This window comes from Oxyplasma meridianum (assembly GCF_038024865.1).
Lineage (GTDB): Archaea > Thermoplasmatota > Thermoplasmata > Thermoplasmatales > Thermoplasmataceae > Oxyplasma > Oxyplasma meridianum.
The window spans coordinates 1,567,991-1,589,372 of the sequence record NZ_CP133772.1; the positions used below are offsets into that span (position 1 = coordinate 1,567,991).

Here is a 21,382-nt window from a genome sequence, read left to right on the forward strand (position 1 = left end):
TATTTTATTAAAGGGCTTCAGAAAGAATTTGACGGGTTCTGCTTACACCAAGCCTAAATCTTTTAGGGCCAGGTGGCATACCGGAAGCTTCAAGCAGGTTCATAGCTTCTGCGTAACTTTTTATGCCCCCTGCTACCTTAATTCCTATGCTGGAATAGACCTTTTTTGCAGTTTCCGCCATGAGTTTCACATTTTCAACTGCAGCTCCAGGCTGGTTTCCAAGGGTTTGGGCAAATTCAGCCTCGGCAAATCCAGTGCTTGGGCATTTACGCCTTTATGGAGATCTGGTGTATCACGGACATAGTAATACCAGATGACGGCAAAGAGAAGACCCAGCAATCCAAAGAATATGAATGGACCCGGACAACCAAAATAGTGGTAGATGAGTACGCCAATAGTTGCCGCTACTACGGGTCCAACAGCCTGTCCTGATCCTGCCCAGGTGTAAGCCTTTGATTCATCGAACCTGTTGGTCCAGTTCTTGTCGGATTTTGCGTTGACAGGCCATACAGGTCCCTCGCCTGCACCCATGAATATTCTCACAAAAAGCATTGAAATGAAGTTGAAGGTAGCAGCGGTGAGTACTGTGAAAACAGACCACACTGCATAAAATATAGCCATTGCTTTTCTCAAGCCAAGCCTGTCCACTAAGGAACCACCAGGGAAGTTAAATGTTGCATAGGCCAGAGACCAGGCAAATAGTATAAGGGAATAATTTGCAAGCCCGGTTCCACCTGCAGACCCTTTTGCCCCATAGGCCCCGATGGATGAAGTCCACCCGAATGCAAATGAAAAAGCTGGTGCAGTGATGGTCCATATCTCACGATCAGCGTAGTTGAAAGTTACGGCTATAAAAAGCATAACCGGTATAATCCATCTCACATTGTTCTTTTAGTTAAAGTTTTTACAAGAGTCGGTCTTTTCTCTTCTTCAGTTACCATTGTCAGGAATTAACACAGTAGTCTATATAAATATTCTTTAATTTTTGTTTTGATATGCAATAAATATATATGTATTTTTATTGCAATATTCTCAAACATTGAAACAATATTTTCGAAATATTAAGAAAGAGTTATTGTTCAAGCTACCATCCTCTGAGAAACTTATAAAAGTCCGTTACTGCTCATAGATCATGCAGAAAAACGTTTCAGATGCAAAAGAGAGGAAGGTTTGGTTCAATGGCACAATGATACCATCAGGCGAAGCGACAGTACCTATTCTCACTCACTCACTTCAGTATGGTTCAGGTATTTTCGAAGGAATCAGGTGCTATGAGGGAGACGGTTCATCAAATATTTTCCGCTTGAAGGAACACGTTGCAAGATTCCTGATGACCGCAAAGATGTATGGCCTGAATCTGGGGTATGACGCACCTGAGATCAGCAGGGCAATTGTGGAAACGGTGAAGGTTAACAATCTCAGATCCTGCTACATTCGCCCATTTGCATTTGTCGATGATGATGCAATTAGCCTGGGTGTAGGAAAAAAGAAAGTCTCTACAACAGTCTCAGTAATTCCCTATGACAGCATATTTGGTTCCAAAAAATCCGCTGGAATAAGATGCAAGGTCTCTTCATGGCGCAGGATCAACTCCAACATTCTTCCCATTCAGGCGAAAGCAAGCGGGAATTACATTAATTCAATAATTGCAGCCAATGAGGCATCGGCAACAGGATTTGATGAAGCAATCCTTCTGTCAGAGGGAGGATATTTGGCAGAGGGGACTGGGGAAAACATATTCATAGTAAAAGATGGAACAATACTCACACCAGGGAAAGATTCTGACATCCTTCTTGGTATTACCAGGGAATCAATAATAGATATCTCAAGAGACCTTGGATACAGCGTAATTGAAAGAAGGCTACACAGGGATGAACTATATACTGCAGATGAAGTATTCCTTGCCGGAACTGCCGCCGAGGTGACTCCAGTGGTAAATGTAGACGGTCTTGTGGTTGGAGATGGAAAAGTCGGTAGAATCACTTCATCCATTTCCGACATGTATTATGGGATTGTGACGGCAAAAGAAAAGAAGTATTCTAAATGGCTGACACCGGTGAAGTGATAAGTTCTCAAAGACGTTCAACGAGATCACTCTTGATAATTCGCCTGCATGAATTGGAGAAAACATGTGAATAATTATAATGGAGGAAAGGACTGGCAAATCCACTTGTTTAAGAATGATGGAACATACCCTACCATCAGGATGGGAGTTCCCTGGAAGAGTGAAATGTGGGCGAATCTGGATTTCCAAAATTCTTCCTACCCTTCCGTGAAATTTCTTTCAGGCATATCCGGCCCAATTCTCCAATGTAAATTTGTGACAGATGGATCTTAAACGAGGACGGGAAAAATATGCATTAATATCCTACACATCACTTCATGGCATCATTGATACATTTAAAGACAACTGAAATGAGAAACAAAGAAAGAGAATATATTATGGGATCAAAGATTGATCTTTGGCATAGTGAATTTATGCGGGATGTTGTGCATCATCATGTGAAGTATGCTTATAAAATTGTGGAACCGGTGATGCATGAAAGTTACCGTTAAACCCGCTATCAGCATTCCAAAAATAAAGCCAATAATTAAATGGGCAGGAGGAAAACGACAGTTGCTTCCACACATTATAATGAATCTGCCTGAAAAATGGAATACATATTTTGAACCATTTGCAGGAGGATTGGCTCTGATCATCGCTTTGAGAAATATGAATAAGATCAGCAAGGCTGCCATAGGAGATACAAATCCAGAACTTGTCAACCTTTACACGGAAGTCAGGGATAACCCTGATGGCCTGGTAAACACAATTAAGTCAGTTCATTTTATAAACGAAAGGGAATCATACATTTCTGCAAGAAGGAGATTCAATGAAATAAGGGGGGGTGAAGATAACAAAACAGAGAGAGCAGCTATTTTTCTCTACCTGAACAGACACTGTTTCAACGGGCTCTGGAGAGTAAACAGCAGGGGGGAATTCAACGTCCCCTTTGGAAGATACAGCAACCCATCCTTACCGGAACCAACAGAAATAATGGGGCTCTCCAGAATGTTGCAGGGTGTAGACATAAGATACTGTGATTTTGAAACATCCCTTTCAGACGTCAGGCCAGGAGATTTCGTATATATGGACCCACCATATGAACCAGTTACCAGGACATCAAGCTTTACCTCATATACAGTGAAAGGGTTTACACCTGTTGATCAGAGGCGGTTAAGAGATGTCTGCAGAAAACTGGATAATATGGGAACTATGTTCATGGTAAGCAACTCCTTCTCGCCTTCAATAATGGAACTTTATAGTGAATTTATTATTAAAAAAGTTGAAGCAAACAGAAGCATAAACCGTGACGGCAGTAAAAGGATAGGAATTACAGAACTTCTCATTACAAATTATATTCCAGGGAAGATGTGAAAATATATTTAAAGAGGGAATCTACCACAAATCACCTTTACTTCCCAGACCCGCTTCTGGTGATCTCTTTTGAAAACATCATTCCCATGGTCACTGACATGGCATATATGTAGTAAAGAAGAATTATGACTGATATTGCGACTATAACTATCTTAAAAACATAATATCCAAGAAAATCCCATAGGAGAAAATCGGAAAAAACGGAAATTCCTACCGGGAATACATATGCCCAGACGGACAGAGACCTTATCTTTCCGATTCCTGAAAAAAGTACGGCAGAACCAACGAAAAAGTACAGTATTTCAACTCCCCATAGAGCTATAGAAAGTGTTTCTGCAAAGGGTTTCGGAAAATAGAAAATCTTCAGTGAATTGAAAGTTGGAATTAGCATAAGGTTGATGACAAACATACTCACTGCACCAAGCGGCATCATTGTGGTTGGCATGGAATATGTTTTCTTCCTTCCCATCATAAAAGAGACAAAGACAGCAGATCCATAAAATATGAACTGAAAAACAGATACGGCAAATCCAAGGAGAGTGGTAATGTAAATGTCAGTCAAGATCCCCTTATTTCCAGAAAAATAAGGGCTGGGGATCAGTACTGAGGAGAGTATAACGCTGGCTCCCATGACTATGGAGGGAATTATAAAAACATAATTTACATCCTCAATCTTCACTTTTCCTGTATAAACCATATAGTTGAGAACTATGTTCACAGCCATTATGAAACAGTATACTATGAAGTAAAGGTAGAGAATAATTACCAATGTTGTGCTATCAGGTGCAAAATAGGTTATATAGAAAAATGCACCAGCGTAAAACAGAACTCCAAGAAGGGCAGTAAAACTCAAAGTCTCTGGTTGTGAAAGATCATTTTTAAGGTTGGGTGGAGACAAAATATATCTGTAAATCCATAGTATGAACACAATCCAGAATATGACCAGAACCGCGATAAAAACATATTTTCCAAGTGTGAAAAGGAAAGGTATGCTGAAAGCTAAAGATAGAACATAAAGAACAAGTGAGATGGAAAGAGTACCAATAACCAGTGAAAACCACTGAGGCTGGAGACCTGATAATTTTTGCACATCTGTAATAAAACAGATAAAATAATTCTTTTTCCACTCCATTTTAACAGAGATTATCAGGAAACATTTATGGAAAATTTGTAATTAAGGCTGGATGAGAGTAGAAGACATTGAAGAATCACAATCATTCTTCACAACAACTGTTGCTCTGGTTACATCTGCTTATGGTGAACAGGTAAATGTTATGTCAGCTGAATGGTCATTACGGGTTTCCATTGATCCTTTCCTTATGGCGGTATTCGTGGGATACCAAAGGGGAACATATGAAATCATAAAAAATTCAGGAATGTTTGGATTGAGTTACTGCTCAGACCAACAGGGTCATCTTGCACATATTGCCGGTAACTATTCAATAAGGGACCATGACAAATTTGGAATGGCAGACTTCAGAACTTTCAAGGCAAAACACATCAGTGCACCTCTTATAGAAGGATGCATTTCAAATTTTGAATGCAGGGTTGTTGATGAATTCAAGGTGGGAGACCATGCTGCCTTCATTGGGGAGGTTCTTGCAGGCTATTATGATAAGGAAAAGAAGCCTCTGATCTTCCACCAGGGACATTTCAGCAGCATAGGAAAAAGGCTGTTTCGATCGTAAATGCATAGAAAATTAATTACTGGCTCTTCAGTCGATCTATGAGGGAACTTGCCTCCCTGCTGGTGAGTTCCTCTATACTGCCCTTTCTTACCTCTTTCAGGTATTTTGCAGTCTTAACTAATCCTTTGTCGTTCTTCTGGAGATTTCGTATGAAACTTATCTGCTTTTTTGTAGCCGCATTTCCTTCCGAACCTCCAGAATCTGTTCCTTTCAATTTGGTCAAAATATCTATAAGCTCTGATGCTTCACTCAATGAAAGAAGATTCACACTCCCCTTACCTTTTTCAATGAGATAGTCTTCTGTCGCCTTTATCCTTTCATCAGAATCCTGAAGCCTGGTGAGAAATGTGATCTGCTTGCCTGTGGCAAATGCTTCTATTTCAGCTGCCTCTCCCTGAACTTTAATTTTCTTTAGTTCATCTATAAGCTGAGAAGTCTCCTTTACAGAGAGCTCTTCAACATCTCCCTTTTTGTATTCCTTGAGAAACTTCTTTAATGCCTCTTCTCTTTCAACAGACGATTCCCTTAGCTTCTTGAGAAACATGAGTTGATTCTTAGTGGGACCTGAACCTTCCATTTTAATCACTTTGGTGCTTTCGGACTTTTCATGTCAAAGAGAATATTAAATTATTGCATCCCTGTGAGACTCTCCGCATGTCTTTGAAACTTAGAGTTATTTCCTCACGATTTTCAGTTTTTATGGAAGAATCCTGTTAGACTGGTTGAATCAGAAAGTTAATAGAAAACCTCTATATTTTCCCATAAGTATGGCAAACTTTGTCAGATGGGTAAGACTTTTCCCTTACTGGTTCCTTCTTTTCACAATAGGTTTTGGATGGTTCATACTTTCTCCCCTCGTTGGAAGCATAATATCTGCATTTCATTCTTCACTTGCACCTGTGGTGCTTTTGATTTCACTCTACGGTTATACCATGGTTGCGCTTGGACTACTTGCAGGATGGCTATCTGCAAGATTTACAGTGAGGTCGTCCCTTATTGTTGCCGCGATTCTCTCTGTTATTGGGCTTGTGGGGAGATCAATCTCCCCGGATTATTCTATTCTCTTTATTATGCAAACCATAGCTGCGGTAGCTTACCCCATGGCCGTGGCACCTGTTGGCAGCATATCAGAATCAATATCAAGAGAAAGGGCACACACCATTACGGGCATCAGCATAGGCATTTTGTTTCTCGGTATGGCGGTGGGATCATTTTCCGGAGGCATCCTGCTTGGTGAAATAAAACTCACAGGAACATTCTGGCTTACAGCAATACTTGCGGTAATAGCACTGGTTGTAGTTATTCCGGGAACCAGGAATTACCCTGTAGATTACAAAGGAAGAAGCCTTAGAGGCGTATTCAAAGCTGGTGTTATTAAAAACTGGTATGTAGGTCTGGTTATTGCCTCAGTCTCAGTCATGTTCGGGGGAATAGCTGCAGAAGTCCTTTCACATTTCAGAGCATATGATACAACCTATGCATATTATGGAGGACTTCTGGGAGGCTTGACCTTTCTGGGATCGGCACTGGGAGCCATAATACTTCCTCCTTTGTTTGAAAAGTACAGATTTCTTAAGAAGGGAATAATTATCACCTCTTTCCTTGCATTTGTGTCTGTGTTTTCACTTTCCTACTTTCTCTCATTCCTGCCAATACTCTGGATACTCCTCATCTCTTTCTTCTCTTTTGGTTTCTTTGGTAACGCATACTGGTCAATGGCCATGACATCAACCACCAACTATGTTGACGATCCTGCAAAGGCTGGGTTTTCAACTTCAATGTTCAGTGTTGCAACCAATATAGGTGTGGCCCTGGTACCTGTTTTTATTGGCCCACTTTTCATAACCATAGCACCGTTTGCTGTTGGACTAATTGTTTCTCTGGAATTTGTTGGATTCCTTCTATCTCCTGCCTTGAAACTCAAACCTCCAGCCGGAGTTGGCTATGTCTGAGGAATCTTTTATTAGTGGTAAGACATTTTCTGCTAACCTCTGTGATGAAATCAGCCTAAACTGAAATGTGATGATAGACGGGCAGACTGAGAGGGTTGGTTGTATTGGTGCTATAGGTTAACCTTTTTATTGGGCAAACGATATAAGGAGGCTATGGGGCTGTGGGGTAGCTTGGTATCCTACGGGCTTTGGGAGCCTGAGACTCCGGTCCAAATCCGGGCAGCCCCATTTGATATTAGGGGATATATATAAGGGGGAAAAAAAGTTCTAAATTTAATCATTAATATATATATGAATAATATTTTTCTGGTTAAACATTTATGATAATTATTTAGAATTTTATTTTGATATGTAATTTTTTATTTACCGTGGGCCAGGAATATTATTTTAATTTACATGGACTCTGGAATATCTTTCAAATTCCTAAATCCAAATAATAAATTTCGATCCTTATTTTGATATGTAATTTTAATTTTGTCAGGGCCAGGAATATAATTTTATTTTTAGATCTTTGAATAATTTTTTAGATTTACTGGCCAGGAATGTCTTTTAAAATTTGATCCTTATTTTTATTTATTTATAAAATGTTTATTATTCAAATGTAAGTATAGTGTGTAATTTCATTTTATACAGTATGGTATTATGGAATGAAAATTAATACAAATTTATAAAAGAAGTGTAAAAAATTGTATAAAATGGATAAATAAGAAATGTAAAAAAAGTATAAAACAAGAATAAAACAAGTGTAAAACTTGATAAAACTGGATAAAATAAGTGTAAAAAATATCTAACATTGGATATCTACGATACAATTTTAGATTGTATACAATTTGATCTATTAATAAATGTTTATATTTATTTTATTAATAAACTTATAAGTGAATGATAAGAAATTTGGAACCTGTAGTGCGCATCAAATTGATAAGTGTGGCAAAAATCTTATAAATAACAAAAATGACGATCAATCTTTAAAAATATTAAATAAATGGAGGGCAAATCATAACGGACCGCTAATAACTATTAAACAGGACATACTTAGGTACTCTGTTAAATTAGGAAAAAAACCGTTATTAGTCTCGAGAATAAAACGGATGGAATCAATACTAGAAAAGTTAAAAGCAAATAAAGATATGAAATTATCTAGAATCCAGGATATTGGAGGATGTCGTTTAATTGTTAATGACACCGAGGATTTGTTTGAAATTAATGATATGTTTATGAAGAATAAGATAAATAAAAAAATTAAAAAAACAAAAAATTATATTCTAAATCCAACAAAAAATGGTTATAGGGGAATACATCTAATTTATGAATACAATAATAATAAATATTTTGAATGTAATAATTGCCAAATAGAGATTCAATTAAGAACAAAATTACAGCATATTTGGGCTACAACTGTTGAAGTTTATGATATTATAACAAAAAATAATATAAAACATAATGATGCTGATGAGGATTCTTTAAGATATTTTTCTTTAATGTCAAGTTTTATAGCTAAAGAAGAAGATACACCAATTGTACCAGATACCCCGGATGATTTAAATGAACTTATTACAGAACTTTTAAATTTAAACAAAAAATTGGGAATAGAGAAAATACTTGAACAATATAATGTAATAACTAAAAGAAGTAGTAACAATTCAAATGATGAATACTGTTTATTAGATTTATCATTAATTAATAACGATAATAAACGTCCTTTAAATATAATGTTTTATAGACAATTTGATAAAGCCATGGAGAAATATCAGGAAATAGAACAAAATAATTCAGATAACAATGTTGTACTTGTTTCAATTAAAGATATAAAAAATTTAAAAAAAGCGTATCCCAATTATTTTCTTGATTCAAGCGACTTTATCAAATTCATAAAAGACAAAGTTAAAAGGGAATAAAATTTTAATTATAATCCCATAATTCTTTTTCATTTATAAAATCTATAGATGCTTTCCATATTGAATCCTTCATATATGGTTTTAGGGTTTTGGCTTTTATTAATGCCTCTGCTGGGCCAATAAAATCATGACGTAAACTTAAGAGCGTTGTAAATCCTTCAAGAAATAATATATTTGTCTGTTTATCTTTATCCTTTAAAATAATTTGCCTAATAATTTGTATGGTTTTATCAGATATCTGGTCTTTTGATTGGGCAATTCTAAGTTTTCCTTTTCCATTGCTTAAATATTCGTCTGCTAGTTTTGCAGAGTAAGGTCCATGTAAATAAATATCAAAATTATATTTCATTGCTTCTTTAATTTTAAAATATTTTAAAAGAAAAACACTTTTCTGTACTTCTATTCTACCATCCAAAGTTAATATATCGAATTTTATATCTATTTTTTTTTCCAATTCTTTTAATAAATCAAAGATGGTCATGTATAAAATATGTATTACATAGATGTATAATATAGTAACATACAATTCATAAAGTATTATTTATTAATCGTTCATATATATTAAGTAATTTTTTAAATATAAATTATAATGTTCAAATATGTACAAATTATGAAAAAATATTAAATCGATTTTATTTTTATCAACTATTTTAATTTAAATAATCATTGAATTTTTAATAAAATTATATATAATAATGGTAAAACTATATAATAAAATCATCTATTTCAGTATCATATAGTGGTAGAACAGTTTCATAATCTTTTAATTTTGAATATGTAGAATAACATTCAAATATGTCTTCTGCTATCCCGATTGGGATATTATCTTCAATATTCCCTTTTTGAATGCAGAATCTGTAAATACAATTTTTCCTTTTTTAGCGTTTATAATAAAAGCGGTTGATGATCTATGGCGACACCCTGTACATAATGAATAGATTCCTGGTATTAATTCTATAATACTTTCAGAATCAAATAATATTACATTTTTCCACGAATTGAACAATATAAATTTACTCAATTAACATTCTTTTTAAAAAAACTGGATATACAAAAATTTCGTTTGGTTATATTTTTGATCTTAATATAAATTATTGATCTTTTAATAAATTTTTCTAAGTAATGTATTTGATATCCTCGTGACACAAAATTTTTGGTTTTCTGTAACTATCTATAGTCAATTAATGTCATATTACATGTTGTAAATTAATAAAACGAATTAACTCTTGGGTAAAAGGACATTAACTCCATTGATTAACCTTAATTTCGGTTTATAAATGTTAACTAGATTTAAATTATTTTGTCTATCTAACAACTTGGGTGGATCTAACTATGTTTCCCACTTAGAATTATAAAATAACTTATTCATTATGTAATAAGATGATAAAACGATAATATAGCAAAATGATAAAATAATCATATCCAATGATAATCATATTATTAGATAATCAAGGTCAAACAAGGTTCATCCTAAGGTTTTTCGGAAAGACCCTTGCCATTTTCATGCCCTGGTAATAATTTTTTGAGGCCTTCAATCATTTCCTTCTGGGAATATAAAGAAGCTGAACCATATGTGTTTAAACTGCATACCCACATGAGAAAACATATAGTGATGGTAAAAGAAAGGAGATCAGGATTAAAATTTCAATTACTTCAAAAATTAAAAATTGTTTAAATTACTCTTTGGGATAGAACGTTTCCAGTTTGGTCCTTCCTGCCTTATCATACATGTAAATTGTGTTTTCTTCCTCGTCAAGTGTTCTTTTATGTGTACCGTCACAGTAGGGTTTGTTTCCTGACAGTCCGCATGCACACAGATGCAGTTCCTGGTCTCCCACCTTTACAACATACGGCCTGTTTTTTTCATGTAATACAATTCTTGCCATTTTTATCATTCTACGATGACAATAAAATATTAAAACTTAAGGAATTCAGTGCACTCTCTTCAGATCAAAGGAACCTAGATCAAAGGAATTACCATGAAACATTATCTCAATCCAGTCTCTGGATTTGACATTCCCCATACCCCTTACTCTCAGGTAATTCTTTGAGAAATCCACTCTGAATTCTATCTCCCCATCCATTACATAATTGGCGCTCTCGTAAACATTATCATCAAAAACTCCAAGATCCATGAGATAAAGCGATACTGCGTTTTCACTTCTTCTCTTCTGGGCTATGTGTTGGAGAGTCTTTATAAAAAATTTAGGATCAATCTGAGATATCATCCCTGTCAGTGTAAAAAACAGGAATTTGAAGTTTCCATAATTCTCAAGCATATCTGTTGATGCAGCATCAATTGTTTTTATAAAGAGGCTGTAGTTCGACACGCCTTCGGATACAATTGCATGCTTTGATGGACTCTGGATCTGGACTGTTTTTGAGTAGGCATCTATAAATTTCAGAAGGCCTGTCTCTTCAGGATCTACGGATCCACCAAGAATCTTCATCACATCACTCTTAATTTTTCCAATATCTTTGTCTACTGAAACTATCAAAACTGGTATATTTTCACTGATGGATTTCGCTATGAAGTTTCTGGCAAGAATCTCTTTTCCTGAAAAGGGTGGACCCTTTAATACAATATTGGAAGGAATATCTATTCCTCCGTTGAGCAGATCATCGAGCTTCGGTATTCCGGATGAAATCTTCCCAGGGATTACTGTACCGGACAAGGATATATCGGGCGATGGGGGAATTTGTAAACTCGCCCCTCTATCCATGTTCAGTGCAGCTAGAAGAGATTCAAGCCTCCTCCTCTCCTGAACTGCGCGATTTATCTGCTTGTCAAGATCGGCTATAATCTCTCGGGCAGTTTTCAGGGTTTCCCCGTCCTCAGGTGTATCCATACGGTTCCTTCAAGAACTTTGGAGCTTTTAATGCTTATGGTCCTTAAAAGTGCCGGAGACAACCCATGGCGGTTCATTGGCCTCAAATGGCTCCATGCCGTCTACAACGTTTGTTTCCAGTATCTTCTCGTTTACTTCCACTCCAAGTCCAGGTTTTCCAGATAGTGTGAAGTATCCCTTATCAAGCTTATAGCTGGTCTTTAGAAGGTTTTTCTTCCAGTCTGGCCAGAAGCTTTCAAAGCTTTCCTGGATAAGGAAATTTGGTAATGTGTAGTCAACATTGAGCGAAGCAGCTGTCTGTATGGGGCCAAAAGCATTATGATATGCAACAGGTACACCGAATGTTTCGGCTATGGAAGCAATCTTCTTCGCCTCAAATATTCCCAGTGAATTTGTAAGATCGGGTTGTATGATGTCCACCATTCCCTGTGAAATATATCTGGCAAAATCTGTCTTGTTAAGAAGCCTCTCTCCAAGGGCAACAGGGGTGCTTACATACCTCTTGAATTCCAGCAAACCGAGTTCCTGTTCGGGATGTATTGGCTCTTCAATGAACAAAGGATCGAACTCATCCATTACTCTTCCAGCTTCTATTGCCCAGTGAGTCGAAAATCGTCCATGGCATTCAATCAGCAGATCAACTTCATCTCCCAGTTCTGACCTCATTGTACCTACGATATCTCTTGCATAACTGACACCTTCTTTTGTTATCTTGTCATAATGAGGTCCGAAAGGATCAAATTTCATCGCAGTGAAACCCATTTTCATTACGTCTTTGGCCTTTCGGACAAAGTCGTCTGGTGTTATACAGTCGGAATACCATCCATTTGCGTATGCTCTTATTTTGCTGTTGTATTCGCCTCCCAGAAGATTGTATATGGGCGCACCAAGTTCTTTTCCAATAAGATCCCAGCTTGCAATTTCAAAGGCACTCAGCGCTGAAGTCGCTTCCATTGATCTTGAGAGGTAAAATGAATTTCTATAAAAGTCCTTTAAATTCTTCTCTACATTGAAGAAATTTGCACCCTGAAAGATACGACTGACCTCTTTCATGCTCTCCTTTACCGGAAGTGTCATAAAAGTTGTAGGTGCTTCCCCCCAACCCTCTTTGCCATCATCAGAAGTCAGTCTTACAAGCAGTATGGTTGAACTCCATGGTGAGGAAATCTCCTTTCCTTTCTCGCCAAGCTCAAAAATATCAATCTTATTTATTTTTGAAGACATATATCTTCATTCTTCATTAGGTTATTAAATTTACCCAATATTATGTGGTAAAATCGAAAGCCTCTTTTTCGCCCATCGATTTTATGACCATCATTGTGAGAAGGTGGGAAATGTATTCAGTTTCCTGAATTTTCTTCAGCGTTCTGTACAGATGTTCCTGATCCTTGACTTTTCCTTTTATGATAAGGTCATACATTCCGGTTACGGAATCAACGGAGCTTATTTCTGGAAGTTCCATAAGTTTCTCAGCCACTTCAATTGAATGGCCTCCAGATTTTACGGATGCCATTGTGTGAAATGCCAAGTTATAGCCCAGCCTGGAATGATCTATTTTTGCTGTAAATCCTTTTATATATCCCCTTTTAATTAATTTTTCAACCCTCTGCTTTGTTGCTGGCTCACTAAGATTTATATTTCTCGCCATTTCCTTGTTGGTTGCCCTTCCGTTCTTGATCAGCATTCTCAGCAATTTGAGATCAATCTCATCAGGTTCATCTTCAAATTTAGTGCACATTCAGAGTAAATCCCATGGTCTTATAAATACTCAACATCATTTGTGATATAACAATTACTATTTGTATGTAATTTTATATCGTGTATATTTAAGGTGTACTTAATAATATTATTCAGTCAAATGTATTCACCTATTGAAAATTTTTATGGAAGCTGCAAACGCGTTTTTATGAATTAAATTAATTGAATCATTCCACAAATTATTTACTCTTGTATGTGGTATATGATTGTTTCACTGCAACAAGAACAGATATGAGTTATCAGCCAATTCCATGAAATATTAAGTACGATTTAGGTTGAATCTATAACAATATCTATTTCATGTTGAAATGGAGGTTCTGCCATGGAAAATCATAGAAAAGATGAAAATAATCTGAGAAATATGTTCATAGGGCTGGAAAACAGTACACATCTGGCTGCCTGCAGCCAGTCACCTATGTTGAAAAATGTATGGAAAAGTCTGGAAAAATACAGGAAGGATATATTGGAATATGGAAACCCATGGGAACTTTGGTCTGAAAAGGTTGACCAGATCAGGTCCCTTATTGCCCACCTCATCGGCGCTAACAGAGATGAAATTGCCATAACATTTTCTGTCTCATCGGCGTTCTCAGGTCTCGTCAGTGGCCTGGGGAAATCAGGAAAGAAAAACATCGTTACAAGTGATCTCGAATATCCTACAACAAACTATATAGCCATTGCTCAGGAAAAAAATGGCTGGAGACATAAGACAATAAAGCATAGGAACGGTATCATATCCGGTGATCAGTACGGAGATGCCATCGACAACAAAACAGAACTTGCTACAGTTGTACATGTCTCCTCACTGAATGGTTTCAGGCAGGACCTGAAATCCATCGGTGAAATATGCCATGGAAAAGGTGCTGAAATGTATGTGGACTGCTACCAGTCTCTTGGAACAATTCCGCTTGATGTGAAAAAAACTGGAATAGATTATATGGCAGGAGGAATGCTCAAGTGGCTTCTCGGTTCTTCCGGCATAGCTTTTCTTTATGTCAGGAAGGATCTGGCGGAAGACATGGACCCTTCCAGTACAGGATGGCTCTCTCAGACTGATCCATTCAAATTTGGTGCAGAAGAACTCAATTTTGCAGAAGGTGCAAGACGTTTTGAATCCGGAACGTTGTCAATTCCATCCGCATATGCCTCCATCGAGGGAATAAAGACAGTAATGGAAACTGGAACAGAATTTATAAAGGATCGAATAGAAGAACTTTCCTCCTTTGCACTGGATCTGGCTTCAGATATGGGATTCAAATCCCCCACTCCGGTTGACAGGGACATGAGAGGTGGGATAGTGGCAATAGATCTGGATCATCCATTTGAGATGGAAAATATATTGAGAAAGGACTACAGGATATTCACCTCTGCTCGAGGAAGTTCCCTGCGCATTGCACCACACTTCTACAACACAAAAGAAGATATAATAAGGTTCTTTGAAAAACTTAAAACTATTCAGACTGGAAGGTAAATCAGTTATTTGGAATGTTTTCCTTCATCAGACTTCAATACAGTATATTTTCCACCTCAGAAAACGGTATTAACCTTATTCAACTATAGGGGAAGCAATGGACGAGGATCATATTTCCAGGTTTATGGTTATTGAGACTATCATCGTCATTCTATCCATCACGTTTTCAATCAGGACCACCAACAACCTGATAATGACATCAATCCCACTTCTTGCAAAATATGATTTTAAGTTTTCACAGACTTTTGTGGGCATATTAAGTGCATTGGCATCTGCCAGCTCATTTCTTACCACAGCTCTAATTAACGCCAGGCTCAGCGCTAAAAACAGAAGAATATCCTTTGTTATATCCAATTTACTGTACACGTTTATTCTTATTGGTTATTGGGTATCAAGCAATATTACTATCTGGATGCTTACCGCAGCTGGAGGCGGGCTTCTGGGACTTATTATGCCAAATATAATTACATCCGCCAGTCTATTCAAGGATTCTGTTCTCAGGGAAAGAGTACTTACCCTTTACACGGTTTTCCTCAGTCTTAGCCTCATAAGCGGACCAGCCATTGAATCATACCTTCTTCGTTTCGTGAGCCTTAAAGAGGTATTCCTGGTGTTTGCCCTGTTTGGGATACTTGCATCTGCCATGTCTCCTTTTATGCATTTTCCATTTGAAAAACGTACTGGAGAAAAGACAGATGTATTGAAGAATCCTGGATTCAGGGTGGCACTTTACAACATAATGGCATACAACATACCCTTTGCAATACTGCTTGCATTTGCAGGAATTTTTGAGAAGGATACCTTCCACACATCACTTTCTATTGTGTCTCTTCTATTCTCCCTTTTCTACCTTTCATCATTTCTTTCCAGAATCCTGCTTTCAATACGTCCCGCCAAGAATGTCAGGACCTACATGATAAGTGCCATGGGGATATCCCTGGTGGGCATTGTAATAATGGTTCTTTCAAATAATATAATCATATTTGTTGTTGCACTTCTTGTACTTGGCATTCCTCACGGCCTCACTTATCCACTTTCAGTTCTCACTATCAGCCGTGCTTTCGGTCCACAGCACAGAAACGCGGCAAACAGCTATTTCTTTTCAATAATGATGCTCGTGGGCATTCTGCTCCCTCTTGCTGGAGGGGTTCTTGTTGATACTATAGGTTTTAGGCTCACCATGACAGCCATAACTTTTATTATAGCGGCTCTCCTTGTTTTGACAACCATAACTTTCAGGGAATGGAATGCATGGATCAAAACCAATGCAAATCTTGAGTAATATGGAATCTATCAAGATGAAACGCATATGAAAATATGGAAAAATAAGGTTAGACATAAACTTACACGGTTAACTATAAATTAAAAGCTTCATTATATGTAATATGTACGTTGCAAAGATCAATTTTTCCGGGAAAATAAGCCAGAGAAGCCTAAGCGATTACGGTCCCATACTTGAATTTGTGGAAAGGAAGAGGAAGATATCCGGAGTAATACTTACAATAAATTCAGGTGGAGGGGATGCCACATCATCCCAGATACTGTTCAATAAAATACGAAAGATAGATACCATTAAACCTGTTTATGCCTATATTAACGGTGTGGGTGCATCTGGTGCTTACTGGATGGCATGCGCATGCAGGAAGATCTATTCGCTTGAAACATCCATTGTTGGTTCCATAGGGGTGATAAGCATGGTTCCAAATGTAAAGGGCCTCCTGGATCGGATTGGAGTTAGGGTGGATATTGACAAGATAGGCAGGTACAAGGATATGAACTCTCCCTTCGGTGAATCGGATAAAGAAGCATCTGAAAAGTACCACGAGATACTGGAAGAGATATTCTCTGTTTTCAGGAACAGTGTGAAGGAGAGAAGGAAATTCACCGATGAGGAGATTGGAAAAATAGCTACAGGAGAGGTGTTTGCCCCAAGAAAAGCGATGGAACTCAGGTTGATAGACGGAATAGGAGATATTGAGGCTGCGCTCGATGATATGTCCAGATCATATGATACAGGGAAGAAAACAAGATCATTTTCACCAAAAAGGCCATTTGTGTCAAGAGTCATAGGGGCCGGCGCCTTCAGTTCATTGCGTGATTCAGTTCTGGACGCCATATTCTCTGAGTGAGGAACTGTTCAGTTGAAGTTCATGCCTCTCTGAATACGGTACAGGTCCCTAAAAAGCCCTTCCCTGTTTACAAGATCATTGAACTCGCCTGTCTGGACCATCTTTCCAAGTTCCATTACAACTATCCTGTCGACAATGGATATCATGGAAAACCTGTGTGTGATAAGTATCAGCGTTTTGTTGGCAAGGAATTTCTGAAGGGCCTGAATAATGAGATATTCAGATCTGGGGTCAATCTGGGAAGTGGCTTCATCCATTATGAGAATTTCCGGATCCCTTATGAATGCCCTGATTATTGAGACAGCCTGCCTCTGCCCTTCAGAAAGGTTTCTTCCCATCTCTCCAACATTAGATTCCAGGCCATCAGGAAGAGAGTCAAAAATGGTTCTCAATCCGAATCTATCAACTATTTCATTGATCTCTTCCTTCCCTGCGTTTGGTTTTGCAAATTTTATGTTCTCATAAACAGTTCCCCTGAACATGAATGGTTCCTGAAGGACCGGGGCTATAAGTTTCCTGTAACTTTTAGTGGATATTTCTGAAATCTCCTTTCCATCAACATTTACAGAACCAGAACTGGTTTTCTGAAACTTCAATATCAGGTTTGAGAGAGTTGTTTTCCCTGCACCTGTGTGCCCTACAATTGCTACCTTTTCCCCTTTCTTTATGGAAAGATTCACGTTATGAAGGGCTTCTGTACTTCCAAAAGTAACAGTTACGTCTTTGAAATCTATGGAACTGTTGAAGGTCTCAATAGGATTGGATGTTTCAAAATCCTTTTCTTTTTCAGAATCAATTATGCCATATATCCTGGAAACACCTACCATTGAAGACTGGTAGGAATTGTAAAGCTGTGACAGCTGAATTACCGGGTCAAAAAATTCTTCAACATAAACAACAAATGCTACCAGTATTCCAACCGATACAAAGCCACCCAGAAGTTGCAGTGAACCAACGTAAAGAACAAGTGCTATTCCAAGTGCCTCGATAATCCTTACAATCATTCCATAAAGGGAGGAAAGCCTGGCCGCCTTCATGTTAGCATCAAAGTTGTTCATATTCAACCGATCGAAATTTTCTCCCGTACGATCTTCCACATTGAATGCCTTTATTGTCCTGATTGCTCCTATATTTTCCGCCAGATTCCCCGTTATTGCAGCAATAGTCCTTCTTGTCCTGAGATAATTTCTTCTGACTCTTCCCTGAATTGAAATGGAAAACCCTGCAAGGATGGGAATCACAACGAGGCTATACATTGTAAGGTTGAAATCCAGATACATCATGATTCCAATTGAAACAATAACGGTGGTTATACCTGAAACTACGGAGGGTAGCTGGAATGTAAGGAATTCACTGAGTGTCTCTGCGTCATTCGTGATCCTGCTCATGAGGTAACCTGTCTTTACCTTGCTGAAGAACTCTATGGGGACATATTGCAATCTGTTGAATGACCTGTCTCTCAAATTTTTAATGCTTGACTGGGCCAATTTTGTAGAGGTTATGGTTCTGATCCTGTTGGCAAAGAACTGTGCAACATAGAGTCCAAAGAATATTGCGGCAAAAAGGAAAACAAAGTGGAGATTCTTTGCAGTAATATTGTTTATGACTTCAGCAAGGGCAAGCGGGTAAAGTGTTCCTGCTATGGCGGTGGAAACCACTGCCAGAACCATCATGGCAGTATCTCTTTTCATCTTTGCCATGTCCTTCACAAGACGGAAAAAGGACTTGCCGGTTTTTCCCGTATGCATGTACTCTTCTTCCACGTCATCATAGGATTTTGGCATCGGATCCCCCCATTGATTCAGAAAATGTTGATCCCACTATATTCAGGACTTCACTTATGTCAGAAACCTCCACTAGCTTTCCATGTTCTATTTCCCCTATCTTATCAGAGAATTTCAGAGCAGATTCCCTGGATGTCACTATTATTGTAATTATTCCCGGAAATTCCCTCTTTATGTTTTTGAATATTTCAAGCTCGGTTTCCGGATCAACACTGGAGGTGGCATCATCCAGAATAAGTATGTCGGGTACATGGAGGACTGCTCTTGCAATAGCAACTCTCTGCCTCTGCCCGCCTGAAAGTGTTATGCCTCTTTCACCAACCAGTGTTTCGTATCCATCCGGAAGATTCTCTATGAAATCAGATATCATGGCTAGTGAAGCGGCTTTCTTTATTGATTCTATAGAGGCTTCTCGGTCACCGAAGGCAATGTTGTCTCTTATAGATCCTGACAGCAGAGATATCTCCTGTGGAACCACTCTCACAGATGTCCGCACAACGCTCAGAGGTATGCTTCTTATGTCTACTCCATTAACAGTAATGTTGCCGAAATCCGGATCATAATATCTGGTGATCAGATTCACAAATGAGGTCTTCCCTGCTCCTGTGCTGCCTGTAATGCCAAAGAATTCGCCTGGGTTTATCTGAAGATTCACATTCTTCAGTATTTTCCTCCCAGCCCTAGAAAAGCTAACATTGTTGAACCCCAGACTTCCTTTTGGGAACTTTACATCCGACTTTTCAATAATTTCCTCATCTTCTGGTTCAATAACTTCGTTTATTCTTCCAATTCCTGCTCTGGCATTTTCTGAAAATACAATCAGTCTCCCCAAAGAACTTACAGGTGCTGTTATTAGAGAAAATATGTTTATTGCCGCTACCAGTCCCCCTACACTGATTCCAGTCATTATGTCAGTATAACCGCCAAAAATGAGTATTGCAGATGCCGCAGCACTTACGGTAAGTGGCATGAGGTTGTTGTATGTGCCTCTCAGGTATGCAACATCCATGTATTCCGAATAATAGTCATTTGTGGTACCTGTGAATTTCTCTTCTTCCTGATTCTGGGCAGAAAATCCCCTTACAACCCTCTGGCCCACAATGTTCTCCTGAAGCTTTTCGCTCATTGATCCATAGTAATCCCTTATACTTCTCCAGTGAGGCCTCTGTTTTCTCTGGAAAACCATTCCCAGGTAGATAAGAACGGGAACTGTGACAAGGAAAATCATAGCGTAGTAAAAGTTCAATGTTATCAGAAGGTAGAAAGCTATTCCAATCATGAAAAGTGTGGGCAAAAGCTGAGAGAGTGTGGCCAGAATAAAGTTTCTGGTAGCCTGTATGTCCATGGTGCATCTTGAGAGGAGGTCTCCAGAGGTTTTATTTTCAAAATAATGAAAATTTTTTCTAACAAGGTGGTTTACAACATCATTTCTAAGGCTGTACGCATACTTCTGGCTGATATACTGTGATCCGTAACCCACCACAAAGTTAAGTACACCTGATATTATTGAAACATATATGATCAGGAAAGCAAATCCAATCACCCCGGATATGTTGCGAAGTTCTATTGAAGAGACCGCATCTCCTATGTATATAGGTATGAGAAGACGGGCAAAAATGGAAAAGAAACCGGCAGCAATAACTATTCCAAGATATTTGGATTTTCCATGTAGATAGGGGCGGGAAAAGAGAAGGGGCTGAAACACATCGGCCATTCTTCTTAATTTTTTACCGATTCCATTAACAGCCATCCCTTTTTTCCTCCTGATATTCACAAGTATTTGTAATTCCTTTCTATTATAAACGAATATTTAGTTTTTATCCGGATTTGTTTTTGAATTACAATCTACTAAGGCAATTTACATAATTTTATATGCAGATTACGATTAATAGTTCATGCTGAAAGTTGGAGACTATGCACCTGATTTTGAAGGAACGACAGATGAAAATAAGAAAATAACACTGAAGGATATGATTTCTGGTAACAATCTGGTTCTCTATTTTTATCCAAAGGATGAGACACCGGGTTGTACTGCAGAGGCTTGCAGCTTCAGGGATGAATGGGACGATCTGGTAAAGCTTGGAGCAAATGTTGTAGGGGTTAGTTCTGATTCAGTCCAATCTCATAAAAAATTCAAGGAAAACCGCAAGCTTCCTTTCACTCTTATAAGCGATCCGGACAAGAAGATCAGAAAATTGTACGACGCCAATGGGATGCTGCTTCCGGCAAGGATAACATATGTGATCTCAAAGGAAGGGAAAATAGTTCATGCATACAATTCACAGATGAATGCGAAAAATCACGTGAAAGAGGCAATGGAAGCTTTGAAGGCACTGCAGATTCCAAAATCCCAGCAATAAGTGGCATATTAAATATAAAGTCTCAAAGCAGACAAAACAGTAATTAATTATCTTCTCATACCCTCTATTGATCAT

20 protein-coding genes and 1 tRNA gene are annotated in these 21,382 nt (G+C 38.0%); 10 read left to right on the plus strand and 11 right to left on the minus strand.

Annotated features, from left to right (window positions below; all coding sequences use genetic code 11):
- Positions 1 to 7: 7 nt before the first annotated feature.
- Complete coding sequence (locus OXIME_RS08140) at positions 8 to 190, minus strand: hypothetical protein (protein WP_393971341.1); 183 nt, start codon at positions 188 to 190, stop codon at positions 8 to 10.
- The gene (locus OXIME_RS08145; protein WP_393971342.1) at positions 187 to 882 is read right to left on the minus strand and encodes an MFS transporter; all 696 of its coding nucleotides are present in this window, start codon (positions 880 to 882) and stop codon (positions 187 to 189) included. Before OXIME_RS08145 ends, OXIME_RS08140 begins: the two co-directional genes overlap by 4 nt.
- Positions 883 to 1,132: 250 nt before the next feature.
- Here OXIME_RS08145 and OXIME_RS08150 point away from each other — a divergent pair, with 250 nt between their 5' ends.
- Together OXIME_RS08150 and OXIME_RS08155 are read left to right on the plus strand one after the other, a co-directional pair.
- Positions 1,133 to 2,065, plus strand: coding sequence for a branched-chain amino acid transaminase (locus OXIME_RS08150; RefSeq protein WP_393971343.1), 933 nt, complete (start codon positions 1,133 to 1,135; stop codon positions 2,063 to 2,065).
- 474 nt (positions 2,066 to 2,539) lie between these two features.
- On the plus strand, positions 2,540 to 3,418 hold the full coding sequence (locus OXIME_RS08155; RefSeq protein ID WP_393971344.1) for a DNA adenine methylase: 879 nt from the start codon (positions 2,540 to 2,542) through the stop codon (positions 3,416 to 3,418).
- 37 nt (positions 3,419 to 3,455) lie between these two features.
- Here the strand turns inward: OXIME_RS08155 and OXIME_RS08160 are convergent, their stop codons facing one another.
- Positions 3,456 to 4,508, minus strand: coding sequence for a hypothetical protein (locus OXIME_RS08160; RefSeq protein ID WP_393971345.1), 1,053 nt, complete (start codon positions 4,506 to 4,508; stop codon positions 3,456 to 3,458).
- A 94-nt stretch (positions 4,509 to 4,602) separates the two neighbouring features.
- Here OXIME_RS08160 and OXIME_RS08165 point away from each other — a divergent pair, with 94 nt between their 5' ends.
- Positions 4,603 to 5,106 carry a flavin reductase family protein gene (locus OXIME_RS08165; RefSeq protein WP_393971346.1) on the plus strand — a complete coding sequence of 168 codons (504 nt, stop codon included), beginning with the start codon at positions 4,603 to 4,605 and terminating at the stop codon, positions 5,104 to 5,106.
- 16 nt (positions 5,107 to 5,122) lie between these two features.
- Here OXIME_RS08165 and OXIME_RS08170 read toward each other — a convergent pair whose 3' ends face one another.
- The gene (locus tag OXIME_RS08170) at positions 5,123 to 5,683 is read right to left on the minus strand and encodes a hypothetical protein (protein WP_393971347.1); all 561 of its coding nucleotides are present in this window, start codon (positions 5,681 to 5,683) and stop codon (positions 5,123 to 5,125) included.
- A gap of 145 nt (positions 5,684 to 5,828) precedes the next feature.
- On the opposite strand from OXIME_RS08170, the gene OXIME_RS08175 reads away from it, so the two are divergent.
- From OXIME_RS08175 to OXIME_RS08185, 3 genes are all read left to right on the plus strand, one after another.
- On the plus strand, positions 5,829 to 7,058 hold the full coding sequence (locus OXIME_RS08175) for an MFS transporter (RefSeq protein ID WP_393971348.1): 1,230 nt from the start codon (positions 5,829 to 5,831) through the stop codon (positions 7,056 to 7,058).
- A 155-nt stretch (positions 7,059 to 7,213) separates the two neighbouring features.
- Positions 7,214 to 7,286 (plus strand) — tRNA-Pro (locus OXIME_RS08180).
- Positions 7,287 to 7,936: 650 nt separating this feature from the next.
- Complete coding sequence (locus OXIME_RS08185; RefSeq protein WP_393971349.1) at positions 7,937 to 8,956, plus strand: RelA/SpoT domain-containing protein; 1,020 nt, start codon at positions 7,937 to 7,939, stop codon at positions 8,954 to 8,956.
- 4 nt (positions 8,957 to 8,960) lie between these two features.
- Here the strand turns inward: OXIME_RS08185 and OXIME_RS08190 are convergent, their stop codons facing one another.
- The 5 genes from OXIME_RS08190 to OXIME_RS08210 form a co-directional block, all read right to left on the minus strand.
- A complete protein-coding gene (locus tag OXIME_RS08190; protein ID WP_393971350.1) occupies positions 8,961 to 9,437 on the minus strand; it encodes a hypothetical protein in 477 nt (158 codons plus the stop codon).
- A gap of 1,195 nt (positions 9,438 to 10,632) precedes the next feature.
- Entirely contained in the window at positions 10,633 to 10,842 is a 210-nt protein-coding gene (locus tag OXIME_RS08195) for a CDGSH iron-sulfur domain-containing protein (RefSeq protein ID WP_393971351.1), read from the minus strand.
- Between the two features lie 45 nt (positions 10,843 to 10,887).
- Positions 10,888 to 11,805, minus strand: coding sequence for an RAD55 family ATPase (locus tag OXIME_RS08200; protein WP_393971352.1), 918 nt, complete (start codon positions 11,803 to 11,805; stop codon positions 10,888 to 10,890).
- Between the two features lie 27 nt (positions 11,806 to 11,832).
- Positions 11,833 to 13,029, minus strand: coding sequence for an enolase C-terminal domain-like protein (locus OXIME_RS08205; protein WP_393971353.1), 1,197 nt, complete (start codon positions 13,027 to 13,029; stop codon positions 11,833 to 11,835).
- A gap of 40 nt (positions 13,030 to 13,069) precedes the next feature.
- Positions 13,070 to 13,543 (minus strand): Lrp/AsnC family transcriptional regulator, encoded by a 474-nt coding sequence (locus OXIME_RS08210; RefSeq protein WP_393971354.1) that lies wholly within the window; start codon positions 13,541 to 13,543, stop codon positions 13,070 to 13,072.
- A 342-nt stretch (positions 13,544 to 13,885) separates the two neighbouring features.
- Between OXIME_RS08210 and OXIME_RS08215 the strand changes: the two genes are divergently transcribed.
- The 3 genes from OXIME_RS08215 (at position 13,886) to sppA (ending at position 17,163) form a co-directional block, all read left to right on the plus strand.
- Positions 13,886 to 15,034: an aminotransferase class V-fold PLP-dependent enzyme gene (locus OXIME_RS08215; protein ID WP_393971355.1), complete on the plus strand. Its 1,149-nt coding sequence runs from the start codon at positions 13,886 to 13,888 to the stop codon at positions 15,032 to 15,034.
- A 97-nt stretch (positions 15,035 to 15,131) separates the two neighbouring features.
- Complete coding sequence (locus OXIME_RS08220) at positions 15,132 to 16,316, plus strand: MFS transporter (protein ID WP_393971356.1); 1,185 nt, start codon at positions 15,132 to 15,134, stop codon at positions 16,314 to 16,316.
- A 103-nt stretch (positions 16,317 to 16,419) separates the two neighbouring features.
- Complete coding sequence (gene sppA / locus OXIME_RS08225) at positions 16,420 to 17,163, plus strand: signal peptide peptidase SppA (protein WP_393971357.1); 744 nt, start codon at positions 16,420 to 16,422, stop codon at positions 17,161 to 17,163.
- An 8-nt stretch (positions 17,164 to 17,171) separates the two neighbouring features.
- Here the strand turns inward: sppA and OXIME_RS08230 are convergent, their stop codons facing one another.
- Both OXIME_RS08230 and OXIME_RS08235 read right to left on the minus strand, forming a co-directional pair.
- Positions 17,172 to 18,947, minus strand: coding sequence for an ABC transporter ATP-binding protein (locus OXIME_RS08230; protein ID WP_393971358.1), 1,776 nt, complete (start codon positions 18,945 to 18,947; stop codon positions 17,172 to 17,174).
- Positions 18,931 to 20,697, minus strand: coding sequence for an ABC transporter ATP-binding protein (locus tag OXIME_RS08235; RefSeq protein ID WP_393971359.1), 1,767 nt, complete (start codon positions 20,695 to 20,697; stop codon positions 18,931 to 18,933). Before OXIME_RS08235 ends, OXIME_RS08230 begins: the two co-directional genes overlap by 17 nt.
- Before the next feature lie 145 nt (positions 20,698 to 20,842).
- On the opposite strand from OXIME_RS08235, the gene OXIME_RS08240 reads away from it, so the two are divergent.
- Positions 20,843 to 21,307: a peroxiredoxin gene (locus OXIME_RS08240; protein WP_393971360.1), complete on the plus strand. Its 465-nt coding sequence runs from the start codon at positions 20,843 to 20,845 to the stop codon at positions 21,305 to 21,307.
- Positions 21,308 to 21,382: the final 75 nt, after the last annotated feature.